The 20,570-nt window shown below is 70.7% G+C and carries 21 protein-coding genes; 14 read left to right on the top strand and 7 right to left on the bottom strand.

The genetic code is table 11. The features are described 5' to 3' along the window. Positions 1-23 precede the first annotated feature (23 nt). From AB0P29_RS13575 to AB0P29_RS13560, 4 genes are all read left to right on the top strand, one after another. A complete protein-coding gene (locus AB0P29_RS13575; RefSeq protein WP_363380534.1) occupies positions 24-926 on the top strand; it encodes a phosphodiesterase in 903 nt (300 codons plus the stop codon). Between the two features lie 42 nt (positions 927-968). Beyond that, positions 969-1,244: a MerR family transcriptional regulator gene (locus AB0P29_RS13570; RefSeq protein ID WP_363380531.1), complete on the top strand. Its 276-nt coding sequence runs from the start codon at positions 969-971 to the stop codon at positions 1,242-1,244. 123 nt (positions 1,245-1,367) lie between these two features. Further along, positions 1,368-2,825, top strand: coding sequence for an aspartate ammonia-lyase (locus AB0P29_RS13565; RefSeq protein ID WP_363380528.1), 1,458 nt, complete (start codon positions 1,368-1,370; stop codon positions 2,823-2,825). Between the two features lie 80 nt (positions 2,826-2,905). Then, positions 2,906-3,349 carry a DUF4190 domain-containing protein gene (locus AB0P29_RS13560; protein ID WP_363380526.1) on the top strand — a complete coding sequence of 148 codons (444 nt, stop codon included), beginning with the start codon at positions 2,906-2,908 and terminating at the stop codon, positions 3,347-3,349. Between the two features lie 64 nt (positions 3,350-3,413). Here AB0P29_RS13560 and AB0P29_RS13555 read toward each other — a convergent pair whose 3' ends face one another. Beyond that, complete coding sequence (locus AB0P29_RS13555) at positions 3,414-4,283, bottom strand: fumarylacetoacetate hydrolase family protein (RefSeq protein WP_363380524.1); 870 nt, start codon at positions 4,281-4,283, stop codon at positions 3,414-3,416. A gap of 64 nt (positions 4,284-4,347) precedes the next feature. Between AB0P29_RS13555 and AB0P29_RS13550 the strand changes: the two genes are divergently transcribed. The 5 genes from AB0P29_RS13550 (at position 4,348) to rpsO (ending at position 8,708) form a co-directional block, all read left to right on the top strand. Beyond that, positions 4,348-5,505 (top strand): PrsW family intramembrane metalloprotease, encoded by a 1,158-nt coding sequence (locus tag AB0P29_RS13550; RefSeq protein WP_363380522.1) that lies wholly within the window; start codon positions 4,348-4,350, stop codon positions 5,503-5,505. Between the two features lie 221 nt (positions 5,506-5,726). Beyond that, entirely contained in the window at positions 5,727-6,290 is a 564-nt protein-coding gene (locus AB0P29_RS13545) for a YceI family protein (protein WP_064003157.1), read from the top strand. A gap of 40 nt (positions 6,291-6,330) precedes the next feature. Next, complete coding sequence (locus tag AB0P29_RS13540) at positions 6,331-6,699, top strand: FKBP-type peptidyl-prolyl cis-trans isomerase (RefSeq protein ID WP_217531400.1); 369 nt, start codon at positions 6,331-6,333, stop codon at positions 6,697-6,699. Between the two features lie 78 nt (positions 6,700-6,777). Continuing rightward, positions 6,778-8,313 carry a M15 family metallopeptidase gene (locus AB0P29_RS13535; RefSeq protein WP_363380518.1) on the top strand — a complete coding sequence of 512 codons (1,536 nt, stop codon included), beginning with the start codon at positions 6,778-6,780 and terminating at the stop codon, positions 8,311-8,313. 125 nt (positions 8,314-8,438) lie between these two features. Beyond that, positions 8,439-8,708 carry a 30S ribosomal protein S15 gene (gene rpsO / locus AB0P29_RS13530; protein ID WP_018187174.1) on the top strand — a complete coding sequence of 90 codons (270 nt, stop codon included), beginning with the start codon at positions 8,439-8,441 and terminating at the stop codon, positions 8,706-8,708. A gap of 82 nt (positions 8,709-8,790) precedes the next feature. On the opposite strand, the gene AB0P29_RS13525 is transcribed toward rpsO, so the two are convergent. Both AB0P29_RS13525 and AB0P29_RS13520 read right to left on the bottom strand, forming a co-directional pair. Next, entirely contained in the window at positions 8,791-9,801 is a 1,011-nt protein-coding gene (locus AB0P29_RS13525; protein ID WP_363380515.1) for a 2-oxoglutarate and iron-dependent oxygenase domain-containing protein, read from the bottom strand. A 59-nt stretch (positions 9,802-9,860) separates the two neighbouring features. Next, positions 9,861-10,370: an Lrp/AsnC family transcriptional regulator gene (locus AB0P29_RS13520; RefSeq protein WP_363380512.1), complete on the bottom strand. Its 510-nt coding sequence runs from the start codon at positions 10,368-10,370 to the stop codon at positions 9,861-9,863. Between the two features lie 119 nt (positions 10,371-10,489). On the opposite strand from AB0P29_RS13520, the gene ald reads away from it, so the two are divergent. Further along, the gene (gene ald / locus AB0P29_RS13515; protein ID WP_363380509.1) at positions 10,490-11,587 is read left to right on the top strand and encodes an alanine dehydrogenase; all 1,098 of its coding nucleotides are present in this window, start codon (positions 10,490-10,492) and stop codon (positions 11,585-11,587) included. A gap of 6 nt (positions 11,588-11,593) precedes the next feature. On the opposite strand, the gene AB0P29_RS13510 is transcribed toward ald, so the two are convergent. Continuing rightward, positions 11,594-12,265, bottom strand: a complete 672-nt coding sequence (locus AB0P29_RS13510) for an acyltransferase family protein (protein WP_363380629.1) — start codon at positions 12,263-12,265, stop codon at positions 11,594-11,596. 181 nt (positions 12,266-12,446) lie between these two features. Here AB0P29_RS13510 and AB0P29_RS13505 point away from each other — a divergent pair, with 181 nt between their 5' ends. Both AB0P29_RS13505 and AB0P29_RS13500 read left to right on the top strand, forming a co-directional pair. Next, a complete protein-coding gene (locus AB0P29_RS13505) occupies positions 12,447-13,643 on the top strand; it encodes an LLM class flavin-dependent oxidoreductase (protein ID WP_363380627.1) in 1,197 nt (398 codons plus the stop codon). After that, positions 13,640-14,284: an FMN reductase gene (locus tag AB0P29_RS13500; RefSeq protein ID WP_064003163.1), complete on the top strand. Its 645-nt coding sequence runs from the start codon at positions 13,640-13,642 to the stop codon at positions 14,282-14,284. Before AB0P29_RS13505 ends, AB0P29_RS13500 begins: the two co-directional genes overlap by 4 nt. A 5-nt stretch (positions 14,285-14,289) precedes the next feature. On the opposite strand, the gene AB0P29_RS13495 is transcribed toward AB0P29_RS13500, so the two are convergent. Beyond that, the gene (locus tag AB0P29_RS13495) at positions 14,290-14,886 is read right to left on the bottom strand and encodes a VTT domain-containing protein (protein ID WP_363380506.1); all 597 of its coding nucleotides are present in this window, start codon (positions 14,884-14,886) and stop codon (positions 14,290-14,292) included. A 150-nt stretch (positions 14,887-15,036) separates the two neighbouring features. Between AB0P29_RS13495 and AB0P29_RS13490 the strand changes: the two genes are divergently transcribed. Then, complete coding sequence (locus AB0P29_RS13490; protein WP_363380503.1) at positions 15,037-16,992, top strand: glycosyltransferase; 1,956 nt, start codon at positions 15,037-15,039, stop codon at positions 16,990-16,992. Positions 16,993-17,002: 10 nt separating this feature from the next. Here the strand turns inward: AB0P29_RS13490 and AB0P29_RS13485 are convergent, their stop codons facing one another. Together AB0P29_RS13485 and AB0P29_RS13480 are read right to left on the bottom strand one after the other, a co-directional pair. Beyond that, a complete protein-coding gene (locus AB0P29_RS13485) occupies positions 17,003-17,683 on the bottom strand; it encodes a response regulator (protein WP_311289757.1) in 681 nt (226 codons plus the stop codon). Further along, positions 17,680-18,945, bottom strand: coding sequence for an ATP-binding protein (locus AB0P29_RS13480; protein WP_363380500.1), 1,266 nt, complete (start codon positions 18,943-18,945; stop codon positions 17,680-17,682). The genes AB0P29_RS13485 and AB0P29_RS13480 overlap by 4 nt, the downstream gene beginning before the upstream one ends. Positions 18,946-19,072: 127 nt before the next feature. Between AB0P29_RS13480 and AB0P29_RS13475 the strand changes: the two genes are divergently transcribed. After that, entirely contained in the window at positions 19,073-20,512 is a 1,440-nt protein-coding gene (locus AB0P29_RS13475; protein ID WP_363380497.1) for a cation:dicarboxylase symporter family transporter, read from the top strand. The last annotated feature ends 58 nt before the right edge of the window (positions 20,513-20,570 follow it).

Below are 20,570 nucleotides of genomic sequence, written 5' to 3'. Positions count from 1 at the left end.
GGGGCGTCAATAGGCTGGGCGGCATGCAGCCCGTCTCCTTCGGCCGCCATGCGCCCGCCGTCCGCACGATCGTCCATCTGAGCGACACCCACCTGCTCGCCGGCGATCGCCCGCTCGGCGGCGCCTACGACGCCACGGGCGGTGTCGCGGCAGCCCTCGCAGCCGTCGAGCGCACCGGCATCCGCCCCGACGCGATCGTCGTGACGGGCGATCTCACCGACCTGGGAGAGCCCGCCGCCTACCGCCGGCTGCGCGAGCTCGTGGAACCGATGGCCGAGCAGCTGGATGCGCCGGTCGTGTGGGTCGCGGGCAATCACGACGAGCGACCCGCCCTGCGGGAGGGGCTCTTCGATGAGCCGGGCTCCGAAGCGCCGCTCACCGCGGTCCACGACCTGGGCGGGCTGCGACTGGTCGTCCTCGACTCCACCGTCCCCGGCTGGCATCACGGCCTCGTCGATGCGGCGCAGCGCGAGTGGCTCCGGGAGGTGCTCGCCGAGCCGGCGCCGCTCGGCACGCTGCTCGCGCTGCACCATCCGCCGATCCCGAGCCACATCCCGTTCTTCGACATCCTCGAGCTCCGGGAGCAGGACGAGCTGGCGGCCGTGCTCGCCGGCACCGACGTGCGCGGCATCCTGGCCGGTCACCTGCACTACTCGACCTCGGGCACCTTCGCCGGCATCCCCGTGAGCGTCGCCTCCGCGACCTGCTACACGATGAACCTGCAGCGGTCGGCGAGCGAGGTGAACGGGATGGATGCCGGACAGTCCTTCCACCTCGTCCACGTCTACGACGACACGATCACGCACACGGTCGTCCCCGTGGTCGAGGCGCCGACGGGGGACTACTTCTCGGCCGAGTGGGTGGAGCGGATGGCCGCCCTCACGCCCGACGAGCGCCTCGAGGCCTTCTCCCGGAAGCCCGCCTGAGCCTCTTGACTTCGCGCGCACTCGAAGTCCTACCGTGAGGGCATGTCCCTCCTCTCCACCTCTGCCGGCGCCTCCATCGCCGAAGCGGCGGACGCGACCGGAGTCAGCGCGCACACCCTCCGCTCCTACGAGCGTGCGGGCCTGATGCTGCAACCCGTGGACCGGACATCCTCGACCCACCGGCGCTACTCGGACGCGGACCTCGCCTGGATCCGCTTCCTCACGCGGCTCCGCTGGACCGGGGTCAACCGCATGCCCGCGCTGCGCGAGCTCGGCATCGGGTTCGCGTCGCCGATGTTCTCGAGCTGCGCCGGCTGAGCGGGGTCGGGCCGGCGGTCGGCGACCGCTACGCCGACATGTCGAGCGTCAACCGCTAGGTCGGCGGGGCGCGGGGATAGGCTCGTCCTATCCCCGCACCCTGTGACCCACAAGGACACCGCAATGGCACCTGACGCGATGACGCGTACCGAGACCGACTCCCTGGGATCGATGGAGATCCCCGCCGACGCCTACTGGGGCATCCACACCGCGAGAGCGCTCGAGAACTTCCCGATCTCGATGCGGCCCATCTCTGTCTACCGCGACCTCGTCGTCGCCCTCGCGATGGTCAAGCAGGCCTCCGCGCGCGCCAACAAGGAGATCGGCGTGCTGGAGGCATCCCGCGCCGACCTCATCGACCGTGCGGCGCAGCGCGTCATCGACGGCGAGTTCCACGACCAGTTCGTCGTGGGCGTCATCCAGGGCGGGGCCGGCACCTCGACCAACATGAACGCGAACGAGGTCATCACCAACATCGCGCTCGAGATGGCCGGCCGTGAGAAAGGCGACTACGCGTTCCTCTCGCCGATCGACCACACGAACCGCAGTCAGTCGACGAACGACGTCTACCCGACGGCGATCAAGGTCGGCCTCGGCCTCGACCTGCAGTCCCTCCTCGAGGAGCTCGACCTGCTGCGGCAGGCCTTCCTGAAGAAGGCCGACGAGTTCCACGACGTGCTCAAGGTCGGCCGCACCCAGTTGCAGGATGCCGTGCCCATGACGCTCGGGCAGGAGTTCCACGGCTTCGCGACGACGCTGGGGGAGGACTACCACCGGCTCCGCGAGAACGCGTACCTGCTCTACGAGATCAACATGGGTGCGACGGCCATCGGCACCGGCATCACGACGCACCCCGACTACTCCGGCTCGGTGCTCCGCCACCTGCGCGAGATCAGCGGACTCGACCTCGAGACCGCCGAGGACCTCGTGGAGTCGACGAGCGACACCGGCGCCTTCATGTCGTTCTCCTCCTCGCTCAAGCGCAACGCCATCAAGCTCTCGAAGATCAGCAACGACCTGCGGCTCCTCTCGAGCGGCCCGCAGGCGGGCTTCGGCGAGATCAACCTCCCGCCCCGGCAGGCCGGCTCGAGCATCATGCCCGGCAAGGTGAACCCGGTCATCCCCGAGGTCGTCAACCAGGTCGCCTTCGCCGTCGCGGGCGCCGACCTGACGGTGACGATGGCCGTCGAGGGCGGGCAGCTGCAGCTGAACGCGTTCGAGCCGGTGATCGCGCACTCGATCTTCCAGTCGATCACCTGGATGCGTCGCGGTATGCGCACGCTGCGGGTCAACTGCGTCGACGGCATCACGGCCAACCGCGAACGCCTCGGGACGATGGTCGGGTCGTCCGTCGGCGTCATCACGGCACTGACGCCCTTCATCGGCTACACCGCCGCCGCGGCCCTGGCCAAGACCGCGCTGCTCACCAAGCGGAACGTCGGCGACCTCGTCGTCGAAGCCGGCCTGATGTCGCGCGACGAGGTGGACAAGCAGCTGTCGCCGGCACGCCTGTCGGGGCTGCAGGCGGTCACGCGGGCCATCCCCGTTAGCACGAAACCGGGTGACGTGGAGCAGCACTGATTGCCGGTTGTCTGGGAGAACGGTGAACGCTAGCGTCGGGGTCGTAATCCCGGCCGATGACCGACCAGAAGGACACTTCCATGACTGATCCCAACCAGCCGAACGCCCAGAACGTCCCCCCGGCACCGCCGGCCTACGAAGCGCCCGCCTACAGCAACGCGCCGCAGTACAACGCCGCCCCCTCGGGCGGATCGACCCCCGGCCGCACCATGGCGATCATCGCGCTGATCCTCGCCATCATCCCCGGCACCCAGGTGATCGGTCTCATCCTCGGCATCGTGGCTCTCGTGCAGAGCCGCAAGGCCGGCGTGAAGAACGGTCTGGCGATCGCGGCGATCATCGTGAGCGTCGTGCTGCTGATCATCGGGATCATCATCATCATCGCCCTCGTCTCGTTTGCGGCGAGCGTCGGAGGCGATCTGATGACACAGGTCAACGCCTGCCTGGAGGACCCGACCGGGTCGGTCACGTACCAGGGGATGACCTACACCTGCCAGGAGCTGCTGGAGCAGTCCGGCTACTGATCCGAGCTTCGCAACGACGAAGAGCCCTGGATGCGCGGCATCCGGGGCTCTTCGTCGTTGCGGGTCAGTCGGTGATCCGGCAGAACGTCGTCAGTTCACCGATGCCGTCGATGCCGACCGTGACCGTCGAGCGGTCGCGGAGGAAGATCTGCGGATCGCGGGAGTAGCCCGCGCCACCGGGGGAGCCGGTTGAGATGAGGGTGCCGGGGAGCAGGGTCGCCGACCGCGAAAGGTAGGAGACGAGCTTGGCGACGGGGTGGATCATCTGGCCCGTCGAGGCATCCTGCACCGTCTGCCCGTCGACGACGGCCCAGATGTGCAGATCCTGCGGGTCGGCGATCTCGTCCGCCGTCACGACGAAGGGGCCCGTCGGGGTGAAGCCGTCGAACGACTTGCACCGCGACCACTGGGCCTCGGAGAACTGGATGTCGCGGGCCGTGATGTCGTTGACGACCGTGTAGCCCCAGACGTGGTCGAGTGCGTCCTCGAGCGCGACGTCGCGGGCCGCTGGGCCGATCACGACACCGAGCTCGGCCTCGTAGTCGACCGACTGACTCAGCGAACGTGGCCAGGTGGTCGTCTGGCGGTGCCCGCCCAGGGAGCCCGGCCACAGCGTGAAGATGGTCGGAGCGGCGTCCGCCTTCAGTCCCAGCTCGCTCGAGTGCGCGGCGTAGTTCAAGCCGACGGCGATCGTGACGGGCGTGTCGAGGATCGCGGACGCGAACACGGGGGAGCCCAGCGGCATCCACTCGACCTCGGGGTCGGCGGCCGCGTCCCTGACGCGGGCGAGGAGGGCGTCGCCTCCTTCGATGAGCCGCTGCAGACGCGAGGGTGCATCGTCGAAGAGGCGCGACACCACCGTCGCGCGATTCTCCTCGACCAGGACCAGCTGCGGCTCGTCGACTCCGTCGGGGACAACGTGGGCGAAGCGCATGGTCCCAGGCTATCGTTCCTGTGCGCGGCGGCGGCTCGTGCGCGCCCGCCCCTAGGCTGAGCGCATGTCGTTCCCGTCGCCGCTCGCGCAGCCGACCCATTCGATGCCGGCGACGCCCCCGCCGGCTCCGCCGCGCCGGGACCTGCCCGTGCCCACGCCGGGAGCCGGGCGGACGGTCCTCTGGATCGTGGGCACCGTGCTCGTCTTCGTGGCGCTCGGCCTCGCGGCCTACTTCCTGACCTTCCTCGGCCCCGTCGCCGCGGTTGTCGCGGGGATCCTGGCGCTCGTCCCGCTCGCGCTCGTCCTGGTCGCGGTCCGGATCATCGACCGCTGGGAGCCGGAGCCCCGCGGCCTGGTGGTGTTCGCGCTCGCGTGGGGGGCGGTGGCATCCGTCGCCCTCACCCTGGCGGTCGACCTCGTCATCGGTCTCGTCGTCCCGCAGGTGCCGGAGACGTTGTCGACCGTCGTGCAGGCGCCGATCGTGGAGGAGCTCGCCAAGGGCGCGGGGGTGCTGCTCGTCTTCGTCGCCGCGCGCCGCGCCTTCGACGGACCGGTGGACGGTGTCGTCTACGGCGCCCTCGTCGGGGCGGGGTTCGCCTTCACGGAGAACATCCTCTACTTCGCCGACAGCCTCATCACTGAGGGTGTCGAGAGCGCCGCCTACACGTTCTTCCTCCGTGGGGTCCTGTCGCCGTTCGCGCACGTGATGTTCACGGCAGTGACGGGGTACGCGCTCGGCCGGGCCGCGCGGATCGGGCTCCGCGGCTCCGCGGCTGCGCCGCGGTGGCTCCTCGGAATCGTCGGGGCCATCGCTCTGCACGCCCTCTGGAACGGTTCCGCCGTGTTCGCCGACTTCTTCGCCCTCTACATGACACTCCAGGTGCCGCTGTTCGTGCTGTTCATCGTCGGTGTCGTCCTGCTGCGACGCGAGGAGGCGCGGTTGACCCGCGCGCGACTCGGCGACTACGCCGCGGCGGGGTGGTTCTCGCCCGGCGAGGTCGACATGCTGGCGACCCGCGCCGGGCGCGCGCGTGCGGTCGCCTGGGCGCGGACGCTGCCGGGGGACCGGTCCGCGGCGATGCGGCGCTTCATCGCCGAGGCGACCTCGCTGGCCGCCGCGCGGCAGCGCGTGGTGACCGGCCGCGACCCTGCGGCCGCCGTCGACGAGCGTGTTTACCTCGAGCGCGCCACCCGGGCCCGCGGCGACGTCCTCGCCCGCTGAGGGGGACTGCCGGAGAAAAGACTCAGCGCCCGGTGCCGCGGCGATGCCTGCGAGTCTTCCGGGCGCTGAGTTGGCCTGGAAAAATGATCCCGCTCACTCCCGGCGCTGTCAAGACCCCCGCCCGCGACGGGTTTTTCTATTCAGGGGAATAGGATCGGATGCGGCGACGTTTCGCCCTTTCGACCGCCGGAGCACTCCGGACCCCCAGACGAAGGACCACCATGACCGACTCCACCGCGACCCTCGACATCCCCGGCTACAAGGCGGGAACCTGGATCCTCGACGCCTCGCACAGCGAGGTCGGCTTCAGCGTCCGCCACATGATGATCTCGAAGGTCCGTGGCCACTTCAATGTCAAGGAGGCGACCCTCGTCGCCCCCGAGAACCCGCTCGAGGCCACTCTCGAGGCGAAGGTCGACGCGGCATCGCTCGACACCAAGGACGAGGGCCGCGACGGCCACCTCCGCAGCGCCGACTTCTTCGACGTCGAGACCTACCCCGAGATCACCTTCACGTCGACCGGTGTGCGCGTCGAGGGCGGCGACTTCCTCGTCGACGGCGACCTCACGATCAAGGACGTCACCAAGCCCGTCACCTTCGAGGTCGACTTCGGTGGCTTCGGCACCGACCCGTGGGGCAACTACAAGGCGGGTGCGACGGCGAAGACCGTCATCAACCGCGAGGACTTCGGTCTGACCTGGAACGCGGCGCTCGAGACCGGCGGCGTGCTCGTCGGCAAGGACGTCACCATCGAGCTCGACCTCCAGGGTTCCGTCCAGGCCTGACGGCTTTGACCACGGAGAGCGCCTCGGGTTGGATGGACTCATGACTGCAGACCGCACCAAGCCCGAGATCGACGCGCCTCAGGGTCCCGCACCCGCTGACCTGGTCGTCCGCGACCTGATCGAGGGGGACGGTGTCGAGGCGAAGCCCGGCGACACCGTCACTGTCCACTACGTGGGCGTCGAGTACCTCTCCGGTGAGGAGTTCGACTCGTCCTGGAACCGCGGCGAGAGCATCCAGTTCCCGCTCCGCGGCCTGATCCAGGGATGGCAGGACGGGATCCCGGGGATGAAGGTGGGCGGCCGGCGTGAACTCGTCATCCCGCCGCACCTCGCGTACGGTCCCGCCGGTGGACACTTCCTCGGCGGCAAGACGCTGATCTTCATCATCGATCTGCTCGACGTCGCCTGATCCGACGTCTCACGTGTGGCCCGGCCGTTCCTCGGTCGGGCCACACGTGCGCCCGGGCTCTGCTCTAAGGTGAGCACCATGGGGAACGAACGCCCGCGGGCACGGTGGACGGCGGTGCTCGCCGCGGCGGTACTCGCGCTGACCGTGGTCCTGACGCCCGGCGCGGCATCGGCGCAGACCGCGGCGCCCACCGGCACGCCCTCGCCCACGCCGACCCAGGCACCGACACCCACCCCGACACCGACGGCATCCCCGTCCCCGGCGGTCACGGTCCACGGCTACTACCGCACGCCGTGGTCCACCGACCCGCGGGTCTACCGCACCCGGACGGACGGCAGCGTCACCGCGCTGTCGAGGGAGCAGTGGAAGGCCGCTGGGAGTCCCCGCATCCGCACCCTTCCCGTCACCTATGGGCGGGTGACGTGGTCCCCTCAGGTGTACGCACTGATCACCTGGCCGGACCGCACGGGCGACCGCGGTGTCGACAAGGTCGTCGCGCTCGATCGGACGTCGTTCGTGAGCGCCGGCTCGCCGAAGGTCCGCCTGATGGGACATGTGCCGACGACGCGCTACTTCCGCTACCAGTCCGGGCCGTCGGACCTGTACGCGCGCACGCCCGACGGGAAGACGAAGAAGATGACGTCGGCGGAGCGGCGCGCGGCGGGTTCGCCGCGCGCGGGCTCCGTGGTGGCCGGCGGCTGGTACCGCGCCGCCTGGTCGCCCGCCGTGCACTTCGTCCGCACGAACGGATCGCACCGGGTGATCACGGCCGCGGAGTACCGGCGCGCCGGGAAGCCGCAGGTGGCGCGCGCTCCGGTCGTCTACGCCAAGACGGCATGGTCCCCGATCGTCTACGGCCTCGTCACGTGGCCGACCTCGACCGGCGACCGGAGCATCGACACCGTCGAAGCGCTCAGCGCGGCCGAGTACGCGCGCGCGGGCCGCCCGAAGACGACCATCCGCTCGCGGATCCCCGGCGATTCGTTCGTGCGCCTGTCGACGGGGTCCTCGATCCTCCACCGCATGGACGGCTATCTGACCCCGGTGACGACCGCGCAGTGGCGTTCCGCGGGGTCGCCCGCGGTCCGCACCGTCGCCCCCGGTAAGCCGATGTACATCCGCGGCATCCTGATCGTGAACAAGTCGATCCCGTTGCCGTCCTCCTACGGCAACGGGCTCCGTCCGGAGCTGACGAGCGCCTGGACGAGGATGCGGGCCGACGCCAGGAAGGACGGCGTCTCGCTCTCGATCATCTCGGGCTTCCGCTCCTACGCCTCGCAGCAGAGCGTCTTCGCGAGCAAGGTCCGTCAGCACGGCAGGGCGGAGGCCGAACGGCGCGCGGCGCGACCCGGCCACAGCGAGCATCAGACCGGTTTGGCCATCGACGTCAATTCGATCTCGCAGTCCTGGGGTGAGACCCGCGCCGGCCGGTGGGTGGCCGCGAACGCGCATCGGTACGGCTTCATCGTGCGGTACCCCCGAGGCGAGGAGAAGGTCACCGGCTACCGCTGGGAGCCGTGGCACCTGCGGTACGTCGGCACGGGGGTGGCGACGCATCTGAAGAAGACCGGCCTCACGCTGGACGAGTACCTCGGTGTGACCTCGCGCTACTGACGGCGGGCGGTGACCTCGGTCCCCGTCGTGTAGACTCCTGTGGTTGCCGTTCGATCGGCCGCGGATAAAGAGAGCCCACGCATCAGGCGTCGGGCGCCGCGCAACGAAGAGGAAGGGGATCACCTATGGCACTGGAAGCAGACGTCAAGAAGGCGATCATCGAAGAGTACGCGACGCACCCCGGTGACACCGGATCCCCCGAGGTGCAGGTCGCGATGCTGACGCAGCGCATCAAGGACCTCACCGAGCACCTCAAGGAGCACAAGCACGACCACCACTCGCGTCGTGGGCTGTTCCTGCTCGTCGGTCAGCGCCGCCGTCTCCTGGGCTACCTCCAGGACGTCGACATCAACCGTTACCGCTCGCTCATCGAGCGCCTCGGCCTCCGTCGATAAGGCACCGCACCCAGCGTTCAATCGCGCAAAACCTTCTTGAGAAGGCCGCCCCACGGTGTGGGGCGGCCTTCGTCGTTCCGGATCAGGCCCGCGCGGCGACGAGGTCGGGGTGCCAGATCGCGGCGACGTCCGGGTGCGCCCGCAGCCGCGACTTGAGCGCGTTCTCGCCGTGGAGCCCGTGGATGGGGTTGCCGGGGTCCTGCGACACCCCGCGCGCCTGCGCGGCCAGGTCGGCCGGGAGGTCGATCGCGGGCAGCTCGGCGTCGAGCGACGGGTTGAAGAAGAACGGGACCGAGATGCGGTCCTCGGGTGCACGGGGCGAGACGACGCGATGGTTGGTCGCGGTGAGGTACCCGCCGGTGGCGTGTTCGAGCAGTTCGCCGATGTTGACGACGAAGGATCCCGGAACGGCGGGTGCGTCGATCCATTCGCCGTCGCGCTCGACCTGCAGGCCGCCCTTGCCGGGCTCGACCCACAGCAGCGTGACGACACCCGCATCCTTGTGCGCACCGACGCCCTGCTGGGGCTCGGGCGCAGCAGACCCCGGGTAGCGGACGATCTTGAGCAGGGTCTGCGCCTCGCCGAAGTGGTCGTCGAAGTAGGTCGCGGGTGCGCCGAGGGCCTCGGCCCACGCGCGCAGGAGCGTCCGGGCCACGTCCGACAGGATCGTCGTCCACTCCTCGGCGATCCCGCGGAGTTCGGGCTGGGCGCTCGGCCACAGGTTGGGTCCGACGAGCGCGGCGTAGGCGGGGGCGTCCGGGTCGGTCACCGCGGGGCGCTCCGGTCCGATGTCGATCTGCTCGCGCCAGTCCACGAGGCCCTGCGTGCGCTCGCCGCCGATACGCGTGTACCCGCGGAAGTGCGGGCTCTTCACGTTCTCGATCTCGAGCTTGGCCTCGTCGGGCAGCGCGAAGAAGGCGCGCGCCGCGCGGTGGAGACGCGCCTCGAGTTCGGGGGAGACGCCCGTGCCGGTGAGGTAGAAGAACCCGACCTCGTGGGTGACCCGGCGCAGTTCGGCGCGGAACGCGTCGGCGGCCTCAGGCCCCTGATCGAGCAGCGAGAGGTCGAGGATGGGGAGGCTCTGAGCGGACATGGTCCGAGGATAAGCAGGCCGCCCTGGCGTGCCGCCCAATGTTGCGGGTCGTTACCGACTCAGTGGAACGCGGCGGCGACGCGGTTGCGGTGGTAGTCGAAGATGATGCTCGTCCGGGTGTTCGCGACGCTGCGCTGCGCGGAGAGGTGCTCGACGACGAAGGCCCGCACCTCGCTGGAGTCCGCGACGGCGATGTGGATGAGGAAGTCGTCCGACCCGCCGAGGAAGAACATCTGGATGACCTGGGGGAGCCCCCGCACCTCGTGGGCGAACTCTGTGATGCTCTCATGGCGCGAGCCGGGTCGCAGCGTCACGTGCACCATCGCCTGGAGTCCTGCACCGACGACCCGCTGGTCGACGCTCGCGTGGAAGCCGGTGATGACCCCGCGCTCCACCAGCGCCCGGGTGCGGGCGTGCGCGGTCGACGGTGCCACCCCGATGCGGGCGGCGAGTTCCGCGTTCGTGAGCCGCGCATCGGCGGCGAGGGCGTCGACGATCGAACGATCGACCTCGTCGAGGTCGACGGCGGGCCGAAGATCCTTCGCCCGGTCGCGCGAAGTGGTCGTCATTCCGTCTCCTTTTCCCGTCCTCAGGCCATCTTCACCGAAGGATGTTCCGTTGTCACACGTTCGTCACGAATCATCTGCAGGATGAGTCCACATCACTCGCCGACGAGGAGCGTGCCGCCATGCGCATCGGGGTCCCCACTGAGATCAAGAACAACGAGAACCGGGTGGCGATCACCCCCGCCGGTGTGGACGCCCTCGTCTCCCGCGGTCATGAGGTCCTCGTGCAGTCCGGTGCGGGCGCGGGCTCCCGCCTTTCCGACGACGCCTTCGCGGCGGCCGGTGCGACGATCACGCCGGACGCCGAATCGACCTGGGGCGACGCCGAGCTCGTGGTGAAGGTCAAGGAGCCCATCGCCGCCGAGTACGGTCACCTCCGGGGCGACCTCACCCTCTTCGCCTACCTCCACCTGGCCGCGGACCGACCGCTCACCGACGCGCTCGTCGCGGCGGGCACCACCGCCGTGGCGTACGAGACCGTGCAGGCCGCGGACCGGTCGCTGCCCCTCCTGTCGCCCATGAGCGAGGTCGCCGGCCGGATCTCCATCACCGTCGGCGCGCACACGCTCATGAGTGCCGCAGGCGGCCGCGGCACCCTCCTGGGCGGGGTCGCCGGGACGCCGAAGGCCAAGGTCGTCGTCATCGGCGGCGGAGTGGCCGGCGAGCACGCGGCGGCGAACGCCCTCGGGATGGGTGCGGACGTCACCGTCATCGACGTCTCGCTGCCGCGGCTTCGTGAGCTCGAGAAGCGGTACGCGGGACTGCACACCCGTGCCTCCAGTCGCTACGAGATCGCGGAGCAGGTGGCATCCGCTGATCTCGTCATCGGATCGGTCCTCATCCCGGGTGCGGCGGCGCCGAAGCTCGTCACGCTCGACATGGTGGCGGGGATGAAGGCGGGCGCGGTCCTCGTCGACATCGCGATCGACCAGGGCGGTTGCTTCGAGGGGTCGCGTCCGACCACGCACGACGACCCCACGTTCGCCGTCCACGACGCCGTGTACTACTGCGTCGCGAACATGCCCGGCGCGGTGCCCGAGACCTCCACGCGCGCCCTCACGAACGCGACGCTGCCCTACGTCACGGCGCTCGCCGACAAGGGGTGGGATGCCGCATCGGCGGCCGATCCCGCGCTGGCCAAGGGACTGAACGTGCGAGCGGGGCGGGTCGTCAACGAGGGCGTCGCCGCGGCGTTCGGTCTGACGTTCGCCCCCGCCTGACTCCTCTCAGGCCTTCCACGTCCCGCTCGGCGCGCCCGGCCGCCGCGACCCCGTCGGGTCGTTGCGCCGTCCGTCGCTCCGCGTGAGGTCGGGGTCGGCGAACAGCCATCCGGGGCGCGGTTCGATCAGCGGGCGGAAGACGCGGCGGACCGGTCGGGACGCCAGGAGCAGCGTGATCGCCACCGACAGGAGGGCGACGAGCGGCAGCCACAGCCACGTCGGATCGAGTCCGCGCGGCACCCCCGATTCCCGGAACGGGTAGAGCACGAAGGAGTGCAGGAGGTAGACGTACATCGTGTCCCGTCCGATCGCGGTCCAGTGGTACGGCAGCACGAGCCGGAAGATGGCGAGGGCGAGCAGGAACCAGAGGGTCCATGATGGCTGGGTGAGGTTCGGGTTCGCCTGGCCCTCGACGAGGAACTTCGTCAGCGTCCACAGGCCCTCGAAGATCACATACGGCACGACGATGTCGGTGAGGAGACGGGTCATCCGTCGTCTGCTCGGCGGGTCGGAGCGCGAGAAGTAGCCCGAGATGAGCGCGAACGCCGGCATGTGGAACGCGTAGATCAGGAAGTAGAGGCTCTGCGCGATGTCCGAGTCGTACGTCAGCCGCTGGATGGCGTGCCCGAGGACGACGAGCAGGATGCAGGCGGCGCGGGCGTTGTCCCAGATCGGGATGCGGCGGGTGCGGCCCGCGGCGGCGGTACTCGTCCGGGCCAGGGTACCCGCGGGAATAACGTGGACACCACGGCGTTGACACAGGTATATTCACTTGCATGAATCGGGCGCGATCCGTCCGGGAATCGAGAGGGACACCGTGAGCGACACCAGCAGCACCACCACCACCACCTGGCCCGGGGTGCAGTTCGGCATCTTCACCGTCACCGACATCACGCAGGACCCCACCACGGGTCACACGCCGAGCGAGCGAGAGCGCATTGCGGCGACCGTCGAGATCGCCAAGCACGCCGAAGAGGTCGGCCTCGACGTCTTCGCCATCGGCGAGCACCACAACCCGCCGTTCTGGTCGTCCTCGCCGACGACGACGCTCGCGTACATCGCGGCGCAGACCGAGCGCCTCATCCTCTCGACCTCGACGACGCTCATCACGACGAACGACCCCGTGAAGATCGCCGAGGACTACGCGATGTTGCAGCACCTGTCGGGCGGTCGCATGGACCTCATGCTCGGGCGCGGCAACACCGGTCCCGTCTACCCCTGGTTCGGCAAGGACATCCGTCAGGGCGTGACGCTCGCGATCGAGAATTACGCCCTGCTCCACAAGCTGTGGCGTGAGGACGTCGTCGACTTCGAGGGCAAGTTCCGCACGCCGCTGCAGGGCTTCACCTCGACGCCTCGGCCGCTCGACGGTGTGCCGCCCTTCGTGTGGCACGGCTCGATCCGCACGCCCGAGATCGCCGAGCAGGCCGCGTACTACGGCGACGGCTTCTTCGCGAACAACATCTTCTGGCCCGCCGAGCACTACCAGCGCCTCATCGGCCTCTACCGTCAGCGCTGGGAGCACTACGGCCACGGGGCTCCCGAGACGGCGATCGTCGGCATCGGCGGTCAGGCGTTCATGGCGAAGAACTCGCAGGATGCCGTCGCGCAGTTCCGCCCGTACTTCGACAACGCCCCCGTCTACGGCCACGGCCCGTCGATGGAGGACTTCACCGAGATGACGCCGCTCACCGTCGGTTCGCCGCAGCAGGTGATCGACCGGTACGCAGGCATGCGCGACCTGTTCGGCGATTTCCAGCGTCAGCTCTTCCTCGTCGACCACGCGGGGCTTCCGTTGAAGACCGTGCTCGAGCAGCTCGACTTCCTCGGCGGCGAGGTCGTGCCGGTGCTCCGCAAGGAGCTGGCGGAGGATCGGCCGGCGATCGTCCCCGATGCCCCCACCCACGCGGCGCGGGTGGCCGCCACGTACGGTGACGGTCCGGTCCGTGAGGCCCGCCCGCGCGCGAACCGCGGCGACAACCTCTCCGGCCCGAGCCCGTACCAGGACACCCCGGCTCCCGTCGGCGCCGCGTTCGGTCTGGGCGGTGCACGATGACCGCCCGTCGCATCGCGGTCGTCTCGGCGGGGCTCTCGAACCCGTCATCGACGCGGATGCTCGCCGACAAGCTGGCGACCGCCGTGCTCGCGGACCTGCGGGAGCGGGGGGTGGAGGCATCCGTCGACACCTTCGAGCTCCGCGAGTACGCGCACGACATCACGAACAACCTGCTCACCGGGTTCGCCCCGCCCGCCCTCGAGACGATGATCAACACGGTCGTGTCGGCCGACGCGCTCATCGTCGTCACGCCGATCTTCTCGACGAGCTACTCGGGCCTGTTCAAGTCGTTCATCGACGTGCTCGATCCCGACGCGCTGCAGGGCAAGCCCGTCCTCATCGGGGCGAACGCGGGCACGGCGCGGCACTCGCTCGCGATCGACTACGCGATCCGTCCGCTGTTCGCCTACCTGCACGCCGAGGCGGTCTCGACCGGTGTGTTCGCCGCGTCCTCGGACTGGGGTGCCCGCGCCGACGACGTCTCGCCGCTGTCGGCTCGCATCGAGCGCGGCGCACGGGAACTGGCGGATGCCGTGACGCGGCGGCCGGCCGGCGAGACGCTCGACCCGTTCGACCCCGAGTCCTACCTCGGTAAGGGCGGCTCGTTCGGTCACCTGCTCGGTGGTCTCACGGGGGAGTGATCCCCTCAGCGTGAGCGGCGGCCCGTCCAGCGGGCCGCCGCCGCGTCGATCGTCACGCCCAGGATGATCGCAACGGCGATGGAGACGACGACGGCCAGCGCGGGGCTCCCCTGCAGGAGACCGCCGACCGCGGCACCCACGACCGCCTGGTAGAGCGCCCAGGCGGTCGCCGCGACCGCGACCGTGCCCAGGTACCGGGCCGCGGGCACCCTCGTCGCTCCCGCAGTGAGGTTGACCGCGAGCCGCGCGAAGGGGATGAACCGCGCCGTGAACACCACCGTCGCCGTCCCGCGCGACAGGCGGGCTCCCGCCCACTCGAACGCGGCACGGATGCGGCGGTGCCGCATCCATCCCCACCGCTCCACGTCGGCGAACCGCCCCACGCCGTAGCAGAGCGCGTCGCCGCAGAAGGCGGCGAGGGCGGCCACCGCGACGACGGCGGCGAGCGGCGGCGTTCCGGTGGCGGCCGCGAGCGCCCCCGCCGCGGTGACGGCCACCTCGCCCGGGACGACGACGAGGACGGCGTCGGCGAGGACGAGGGCGAAGAGCGCCGGCAGCGCCCACGGGCCCGCCGCGACGCTCGTCAGCAGATCGGCGAACACGGCGCCTGTGTAGCAGGCGGGGGTGAACGACGCGCGAACGGGGGACGGCGCGGAACCGGTCGGTGGACGCGCGGGAAGGGGTGGATGAACACTCCGCGATCCGGGCCTTCCGCGCTGTGTCAGGGCTCCGCCGCCCGTCACCCTGGTGCTGTGAGAGTCGCGGTTGTCACCGAGTCCTTCCTCCCGCACATGAACGGGGTCACCGGATCCGTCCTGCAGATCCGGGATCATCTTGAGCGACGCGGGCACGACGTGTTCGTCATCGCGCCCGCCGCCGGACGCCGGGAGCTCGGGATGCCGGGCCGCGCCGTGCCGTCCTTCCCGCTGCCGCGGTACCCCGCCGTCCGCCTCGCCGTGCCGCCGGTCGCCTCGCTCGCCCGCGACCTCGCCCGCTTCGACGCCGACGTGGTCCACCTCGCCTCACCGTTCCTGCTCGGGTGGCAGGGGCTCCTCGCCGCCGAGGCGCGCCGGCTGCCGAGCGTCGCCGTGTACCAGACCGACGTCGTCTCGTACGCGGGGAGGTACGGGCTCCCGCAGGGGGCCGCCCTGGCCGAGGCGCACGTCCGCCGGCTGCACCGCCGTGCGACCCTCACCCTCGCCCCCTCCGCGTCGGCGCGCGCGCAGCTCGAGGGGTTCGGCGTCGACCGCGTCGCGCTGTGGGGACGCGGCGTCGACGGTGCGCGGTTCACGCCGAGCCGACGCGACGAGCGGTGGCGGCGGAGCGTCGCCCCCGGCGAGGTGATCGTCGGGTACGTGGGGAGGCTGGCTCCCGAGAAGCAGGTGGAGGACCTCGCGGCGCTGCGGGGGATCCCCGGCATCCGTCTCGTCATCGTCGGGGACGGGCCTGCGCGACCGGTCCTCGAGCAGCTCCTGCCGGATGCGGTCTTCCTCGGCCACGCCGATGGCGACGCGCTGGCGACCGCGCTCGCGTCGTTCGACGTCTTCGTCCACCCCGGCGAGAGCGAGACTTTCGGCCAGACGATCCAGGAGGCGCAGGCCAGCGGCGTCCCGGTCGTGGCGACGGGGGCCGGCGGTCCCGTCGACCTCGTCCGCAGCAGCGTCGACGGGTGGCTCTACCGCCCGGGCGACGCGGACGACCTGCGCGCGCGGGTCGCCGACCTCGCCGGTGACGACGCGAAGCGCCGCGCCTTCGCCCGCGCCGCCCGCGACGCGGTGTCGGGACGCACCTGGGAGGCGCTCGCGGACCGCCTCGTCGAGCATTACGACCGTGCCGCGATGCTGCACCGGACGGATGCCGGGCGCCGGGCCCTCGCGTGGCCCCGCCCGGACGTCGCCGCCCCCGGCGCCGCGGACGGGCGCTCCTGGTCCCGATACGTCGCGCTGGGGGACTCGATCACCGAGGGCCTGTGCGATGCGTCCCGCATGCCGCGGGGAGCGTTCCGCGGATGGGCCGACCGGCTCGCGCACCTGCTGGCGCTGAGCGGCGGGGAGCGTCATGCCTTCCGTTACGCGAACCTGGCCGTCCGCAGTCGCCGCGTCGCGCACCTCGTCGAGGAGCAGCTGCCCCGCTGTCTCGAGATGCGCCCCGACCTGGTGTCGGTGCTGATCGGCGCCAACGACCTCACGCAGGTGCGGTGCGACCCGGTCGCGCTGGCCGCGCAGGTGGAGGATGCCGTGACCCGCCTCCGCGGCGCGGGGTGCGACGTGCTGCTCGCGACGGTCTTCCTCCCGGACAGGTGGGCGGCGGGCGTGTTCACCCGACGCTTCGCCGTCTACAACGCGCACCTGCGCCGGGCGGCCGCACGCACCGGCACGATCCTCCTCGACCTCGCGGCCCTCCCCGAGCTGTCGCGCGCCGAGCTCTGGGCCGACGACAAGGTGCACCTGCGCTCGCGGGGGCATCGCTACGTCGCCTATCGCGCCGCCGAGGCGCTCGGCATGCCCGACGCCGAGGCGCTCGCCGGTCTCGACGAGGCGTTCCACGTCGACGAGGAGCCCCCGACCGGCTCGTGGCTGCGCCGCGATGCGTTGCCGTGGGTATGGCGCCGGCTGCGGGGCCGGACGGCCGGGGACGGGCTGACGGCGAAGGTCCCGGACTACGTCCTGGTCGGCCGTCCCGGCGGGCGGGCCGGCGTGCAGCGCTGAGCGGCGCCGCTCACTGCTTCCAGCGGTACTCCGTCTCGGGGCGACCTGGGGTCCCGTACCGTTGCACCCGCTCGACCCGGCCCGCCTCGGCGAGGTGCTCCAGGTATCGCCGCGCGGCGACCCGCGACATCCCGAGCCGGTCCGCCGCCTCTCGTGCCGACGCCGGCCCTGTCCGCAGCAGCGCGCTCACGCGGCCGAGGGTCTCGGGCGACAGCCCCTTCGGCAGTGTCGGCGCGGGCGCGGTGCGCAGGGTCCCGAGCATCGCGTCGATCTCGGCCTGCGTCGCCGCGCCCGCCGTCTGCGACACCTGGTCGCGGAAGCGGCGGTACTGCTGCATCCGGTCCTGGAAATCGCCGAACGTGAAGGGTTTGACGAGGTACTGCACCGCACCGAGCGTGATCGCCTGCCGCACCACCTCCGCATCGCGGACCGACGTGATCGCGATGACGTCGACCGTCCCGGCTCGGGCGCGCAGGTGGCGGAGGACATCGAGCCCCGAGCCGTCGGGCATCGTCATGTCGAGCAGGACGAGGTCGATGTCGGCGGCGCGGGGACTGTCGAGCAGGGCGGCGACGGCGGCGCGTGCGCCGGTGCACTCGGCGACGACCTCGAAGCCGTCCAGCCGCTCGACGTAGTGCCGGTGGAGTTCGAGGGTGAGGGCGTCGTCGTCGACGACCAGCACGCCGATCATCCGTTGCTCCGGGGGAGGATGACGCGGAACGTCGTCGGATCGGACGTCACCGAGATCGTGCCCTCGGCCTCCTCCACGATCGAGCGCACGAGGGCGAGGCCCACGCCGCGACCGAGCTCGCCCGCGGGTTTCGTCGAGAAGCCGTGCGCGAAGATGCGGTCCGCGATCTCAGCCGGGATGCCGTCCCCGCTGTCGGCGACCTCGATGGCGAGCTCGTCCTCCGCGGTGGGGGTCATGCGCACGTCCACCCACCGCGGCGCGGCGCCGGACGCCGCGGCATCCAGCGCGTTGTCGATGAGGTTCCCGACGACCGACACCGCGTCGACGGGGGAGAGCACCGATCGCGGCGCGTCGGCGTCGATGCGCGCGCGCCACTCGACACCGCGCTCGGCGGCCTGCGACGCCTTGCCGAGCAGCAGGGCGCCCACCGTCGGGTCGCCCTCGCGGCGGGCCGCGACCTGATCGACGAGCAACTGGCTCTGCCGGGCGTCCTCCGACAGGATCTCGATCGCCTCGCTCGTGCGGCCCAGTTCGAGCAGGGCGATGGCCGTGTGCAGCCTGTTGCCGTGCTCGTGCGTCTGCGCCCGGAGCGCCTCCCCGAGGGTGCGCATGGACTCGTACGACGAGACGGCGTCGCGCACGGCGCCGGCGGGGAGGTCTCCGGTGACCCGCCGGGTCGCCCGCCGGGCGAAGATGGCTCCGGCGAGCCCCGCCGCGGCGAGGACCACCGCGATGCCGACCGCCACCAGGACGCGCGGGCCGAGCGTCTCGGCGATCGATCCGATCGTGACGCCCACCGACACGCGCCCCACGACCTCGCCGTCCGAGACGACCGGCACGATCGTCCGGACGGACGGCCCCAGGGTCCCGGTGAACTCCTCCGTGAGGGTCACGGTGCCCTCGGGGATGGTCCCGAGGTAGCGCTCGCCGATCCGAGCCGGGTCAGGATGGGTGATCCGGATGCCGGAGGGGTCCATCACGGTCACGAAGTCGACGCCGGCGTCGGCGATGATCGCCTCGATCTCGGGCTGCAGGACGCGCGACGCCGCGGCGCGGTCCCCCTGCGCGAGGGCGTCGACGACGCCGGCGCTGTCGGCGATCGTCTCGGCCACCGCCCGCGTCACTCGCTCGGCCTCCGCGCGGACGGCGCGCTGGCCCTCCCAGAGCAGGATTCCCGCCATCGCGAGGGAGAGGACGACGACGGCGGCCGAGACGGCGACGAAGACGCGGGATGCCGCGCTCGTCGGTCGGGGTCGCGCCACCCTGCACTCCTCTCGCCGTTCTGCGAACAATACGACCACAACGGCGGATGCCGGTCCGCGAGGCGCACGCTGATCTTCGTCGACACTGCCGTCGGCTCACGACAAAGACTGTCACGCAGGAGAGATCATGGCCCTCACAACCTCGTTCCGGCTCCCCGGATACAACCCCCGCCGCGGCAGGCAGGCCTGGGACAAGCACACGTGGCTGTACGTCTCGGTGATCATCGCGGTGGTCCTCGGCTGCGTCGTCGGTCTCCTCTGGCCGACCTTCGCCGTCGAGTTGGAACCGGTCGGCAAAGCGTTCGTCAACCTCATCAAGATGATGATCGCGCCGATCATCTTCTGCACGATCGTCGTCGGGGTCGGCTCCATCGCCAAGGCCGCCACCGTCGGTCGCATCGGCGGTCTTGCGCTCCTCTACTTCATGGCGATGTCGACGTTCGCCCTGGGGATCGGTCTCGTGGTCGGCAACATCATCCACCCGGGTGAGGGCCTCAACATGCAGAGCGCCACCTACGACACCGGTTCGCTGCCCGAGGCGAAGACGACGACGGAGTTCATCCTCGGCATCATCCCGACCACCTTCTTCTCGGCCTTCACCGGCGAGAGCGTCCTCCAGGTCCTGTTCATCGCCCTGCTCGTCGGCTTCGCCCTGCAGAAGATGGGCGCCAAGGGCGAGCCCGTCATGAGCGCAGTAAAGAACCTTCAGGCCCTCGTCTTCCGCATCCTCGGCATGATCCTCTGGCTCGCCCCGATCGGCGCGTTCGGTGCCATCGCCGCCGTCGTCGGCAAGACCGGTGTCGCGGCGATCCTGAGCCTCGGCCTTCTGATGATCGCCTTCTACATCACGTGCATCGTGTTCATCGTCGGCGTCCTCGGAACGCTCCTGTACGCCGTCGCCCGCATCAACATCTTCCAGGTGATGAAGTACCTCGGCCGCGAGTACCTGCTCATCGTGGGCACCTCCTCGAGCGAGTCGGCATTGCCGCGCCTGATCGCCAAGATGGAGCACCTCGGCGTCTCCAAGCCCGTCGTGGGCATCACGGTCCCCACCGGGTACTCGTTCAACCTCGACGGCACCGCGATCTACCTGACGATGGCGTCGCTGTTCATCGCCGCCGGCATGGGGGCGCCGATGTCGATCCCCGAGCAGATCGGTCTCCTGGTCTTCATGATCATCGCCTCCAAGGGTGCTGCCGGTGTCACCGGTGCGGGGCTGGCGACCCTCGCGGGCGGTCTGCAGGCCTACCGCCCCGACCTCGTCAACGGCGTCGGCGTCATCGTCGGCATCGACCGGTTCATGTCCGAGGGCCGTGCGCTCACGAACTTCACCGGCAACGCGGTCGCGACGCTCCTCATCGGCACGTGGACGAAGCAGATCGACCGCGAGCAGGTCGCCGCGGTCCTCGCGGGGAAGCGTCCCTTCGACGAGTCGACGCTCACGGGTCACGGCGTCTCGGACGACACCGGCGCCGTCGACACGACGGGCCTCGGTGACGCCGCCCTCGACGAGGCAGCGGCCAAGGAGGAGCGCGCTCGCCGGCGCGCGGAGGTGGCGTCGCCCTGACGCGACACGAACGCGGCGGCCCCGGACAGCCAGAAGGCATCCGGGCCCGCCGTCATGT

It is taken from the genome of Microbacterium sp. NPDC080220 (assembly GCF_040686395.1).
Taxonomy (GTDB): domain Bacteria; phylum Actinomycetota; class Actinomycetes; order Actinomycetales; family Microbacteriaceae; genus Microbacterium; species Microbacterium gawkjiense.
This window is presented reverse-complemented; position numbering and strand designations above follow the sequence as displayed.

Coding starts and splice junctions, on each gene's coding strand:
- AB0P29_RS13575 (WP_363380534.1), top strand. CDS start 24: ATGCAGCCCGTCTCCTTCGGCCGCCATGCGCCCGCCGTCCGCACGATC.
- AB0P29_RS13570 (WP_363380531.1), top strand. CDS start 969: ATGTCCCTCCTCTCCACCTCTGCCGGCGCCTCCATCGCCGAAGCGGCG.
- AB0P29_RS13565 (WP_363380528.1), top strand. CDS start 1,368: ATGGCACCTGACGCGATGACGCGTACCGAGACCGACTCCCTGGGATCG.
- AB0P29_RS13560 (WP_363380526.1), top strand. CDS start 2,906: ATGACTGATCCCAACCAGCCGAACGCCCAGAACGTCCCCCCGGCACCG.
- AB0P29_RS13555 (WP_363380524.1), bottom strand. CDS start 4,283: ATGCGCTTCGCCCACGTTGTCCCCGACGGAGTCGACGAGCCGCAGCTG.
- AB0P29_RS13550 (WP_363380522.1), top strand. CDS start 4,348: ATGTCGTTCCCGTCGCCGCTCGCGCAGCCGACCCATTCGATGCCGGCG.
- AB0P29_RS13545 (WP_064003157.1), top strand. CDS start 5,727: ATGACCGACTCCACCGCGACCCTCGACATCCCCGGCTACAAGGCGGGA.
- AB0P29_RS13540 (WP_217531400.1), top strand. CDS start 6,331: ATGACTGCAGACCGCACCAAGCCCGAGATCGACGCGCCTCAGGGTCCC.
- AB0P29_RS13535 (WP_363380518.1), top strand. CDS start 6,778: ATGGGGAACGAACGCCCGCGGGCACGGTGGACGGCGGTGCTCGCCGCG.
- rpsO (WP_018187174.1), top strand. CDS start 8,439: ATGGCACTGGAAGCAGACGTCAAGAAGGCGATCATCGAAGAGTACGCG.
- AB0P29_RS13525 (WP_363380515.1), bottom strand. CDS start 9,801: ATGTCCGCTCAGAGCCTCCCCATCCTCGACCTCTCGCTGCTCGATCAG.
- AB0P29_RS13520 (WP_363380512.1), bottom strand. CDS start 10,370: ATGACGACCACTTCGCGCGACCGGGCGAAGGATCTTCGGCCCGCCGTC.
- ald (WP_363380509.1), top strand. CDS start 10,490: ATGCGCATCGGGGTCCCCACTGAGATCAAGAACAACGAGAACCGGGTG.
- AB0P29_RS13500 (WP_064003163.1), top strand. CDS start 13,640: ATGACCGCCCGTCGCATCGCGGTCGTCTCGGCGGGGCTCTCGAACCCG.
- AB0P29_RS13485 (WP_311289757.1), bottom strand. CDS start 17,683: ATGATCGGCGTGCTGGTCGTCGACGACGACGCCCTCACCCTCGAACTC.
- AB0P29_RS13475 (WP_363380497.1), top strand. CDS start 19,073: ATGGCCCTCACAACCTCGTTCCGGCTCCCCGGATACAACCCCCGCCGC.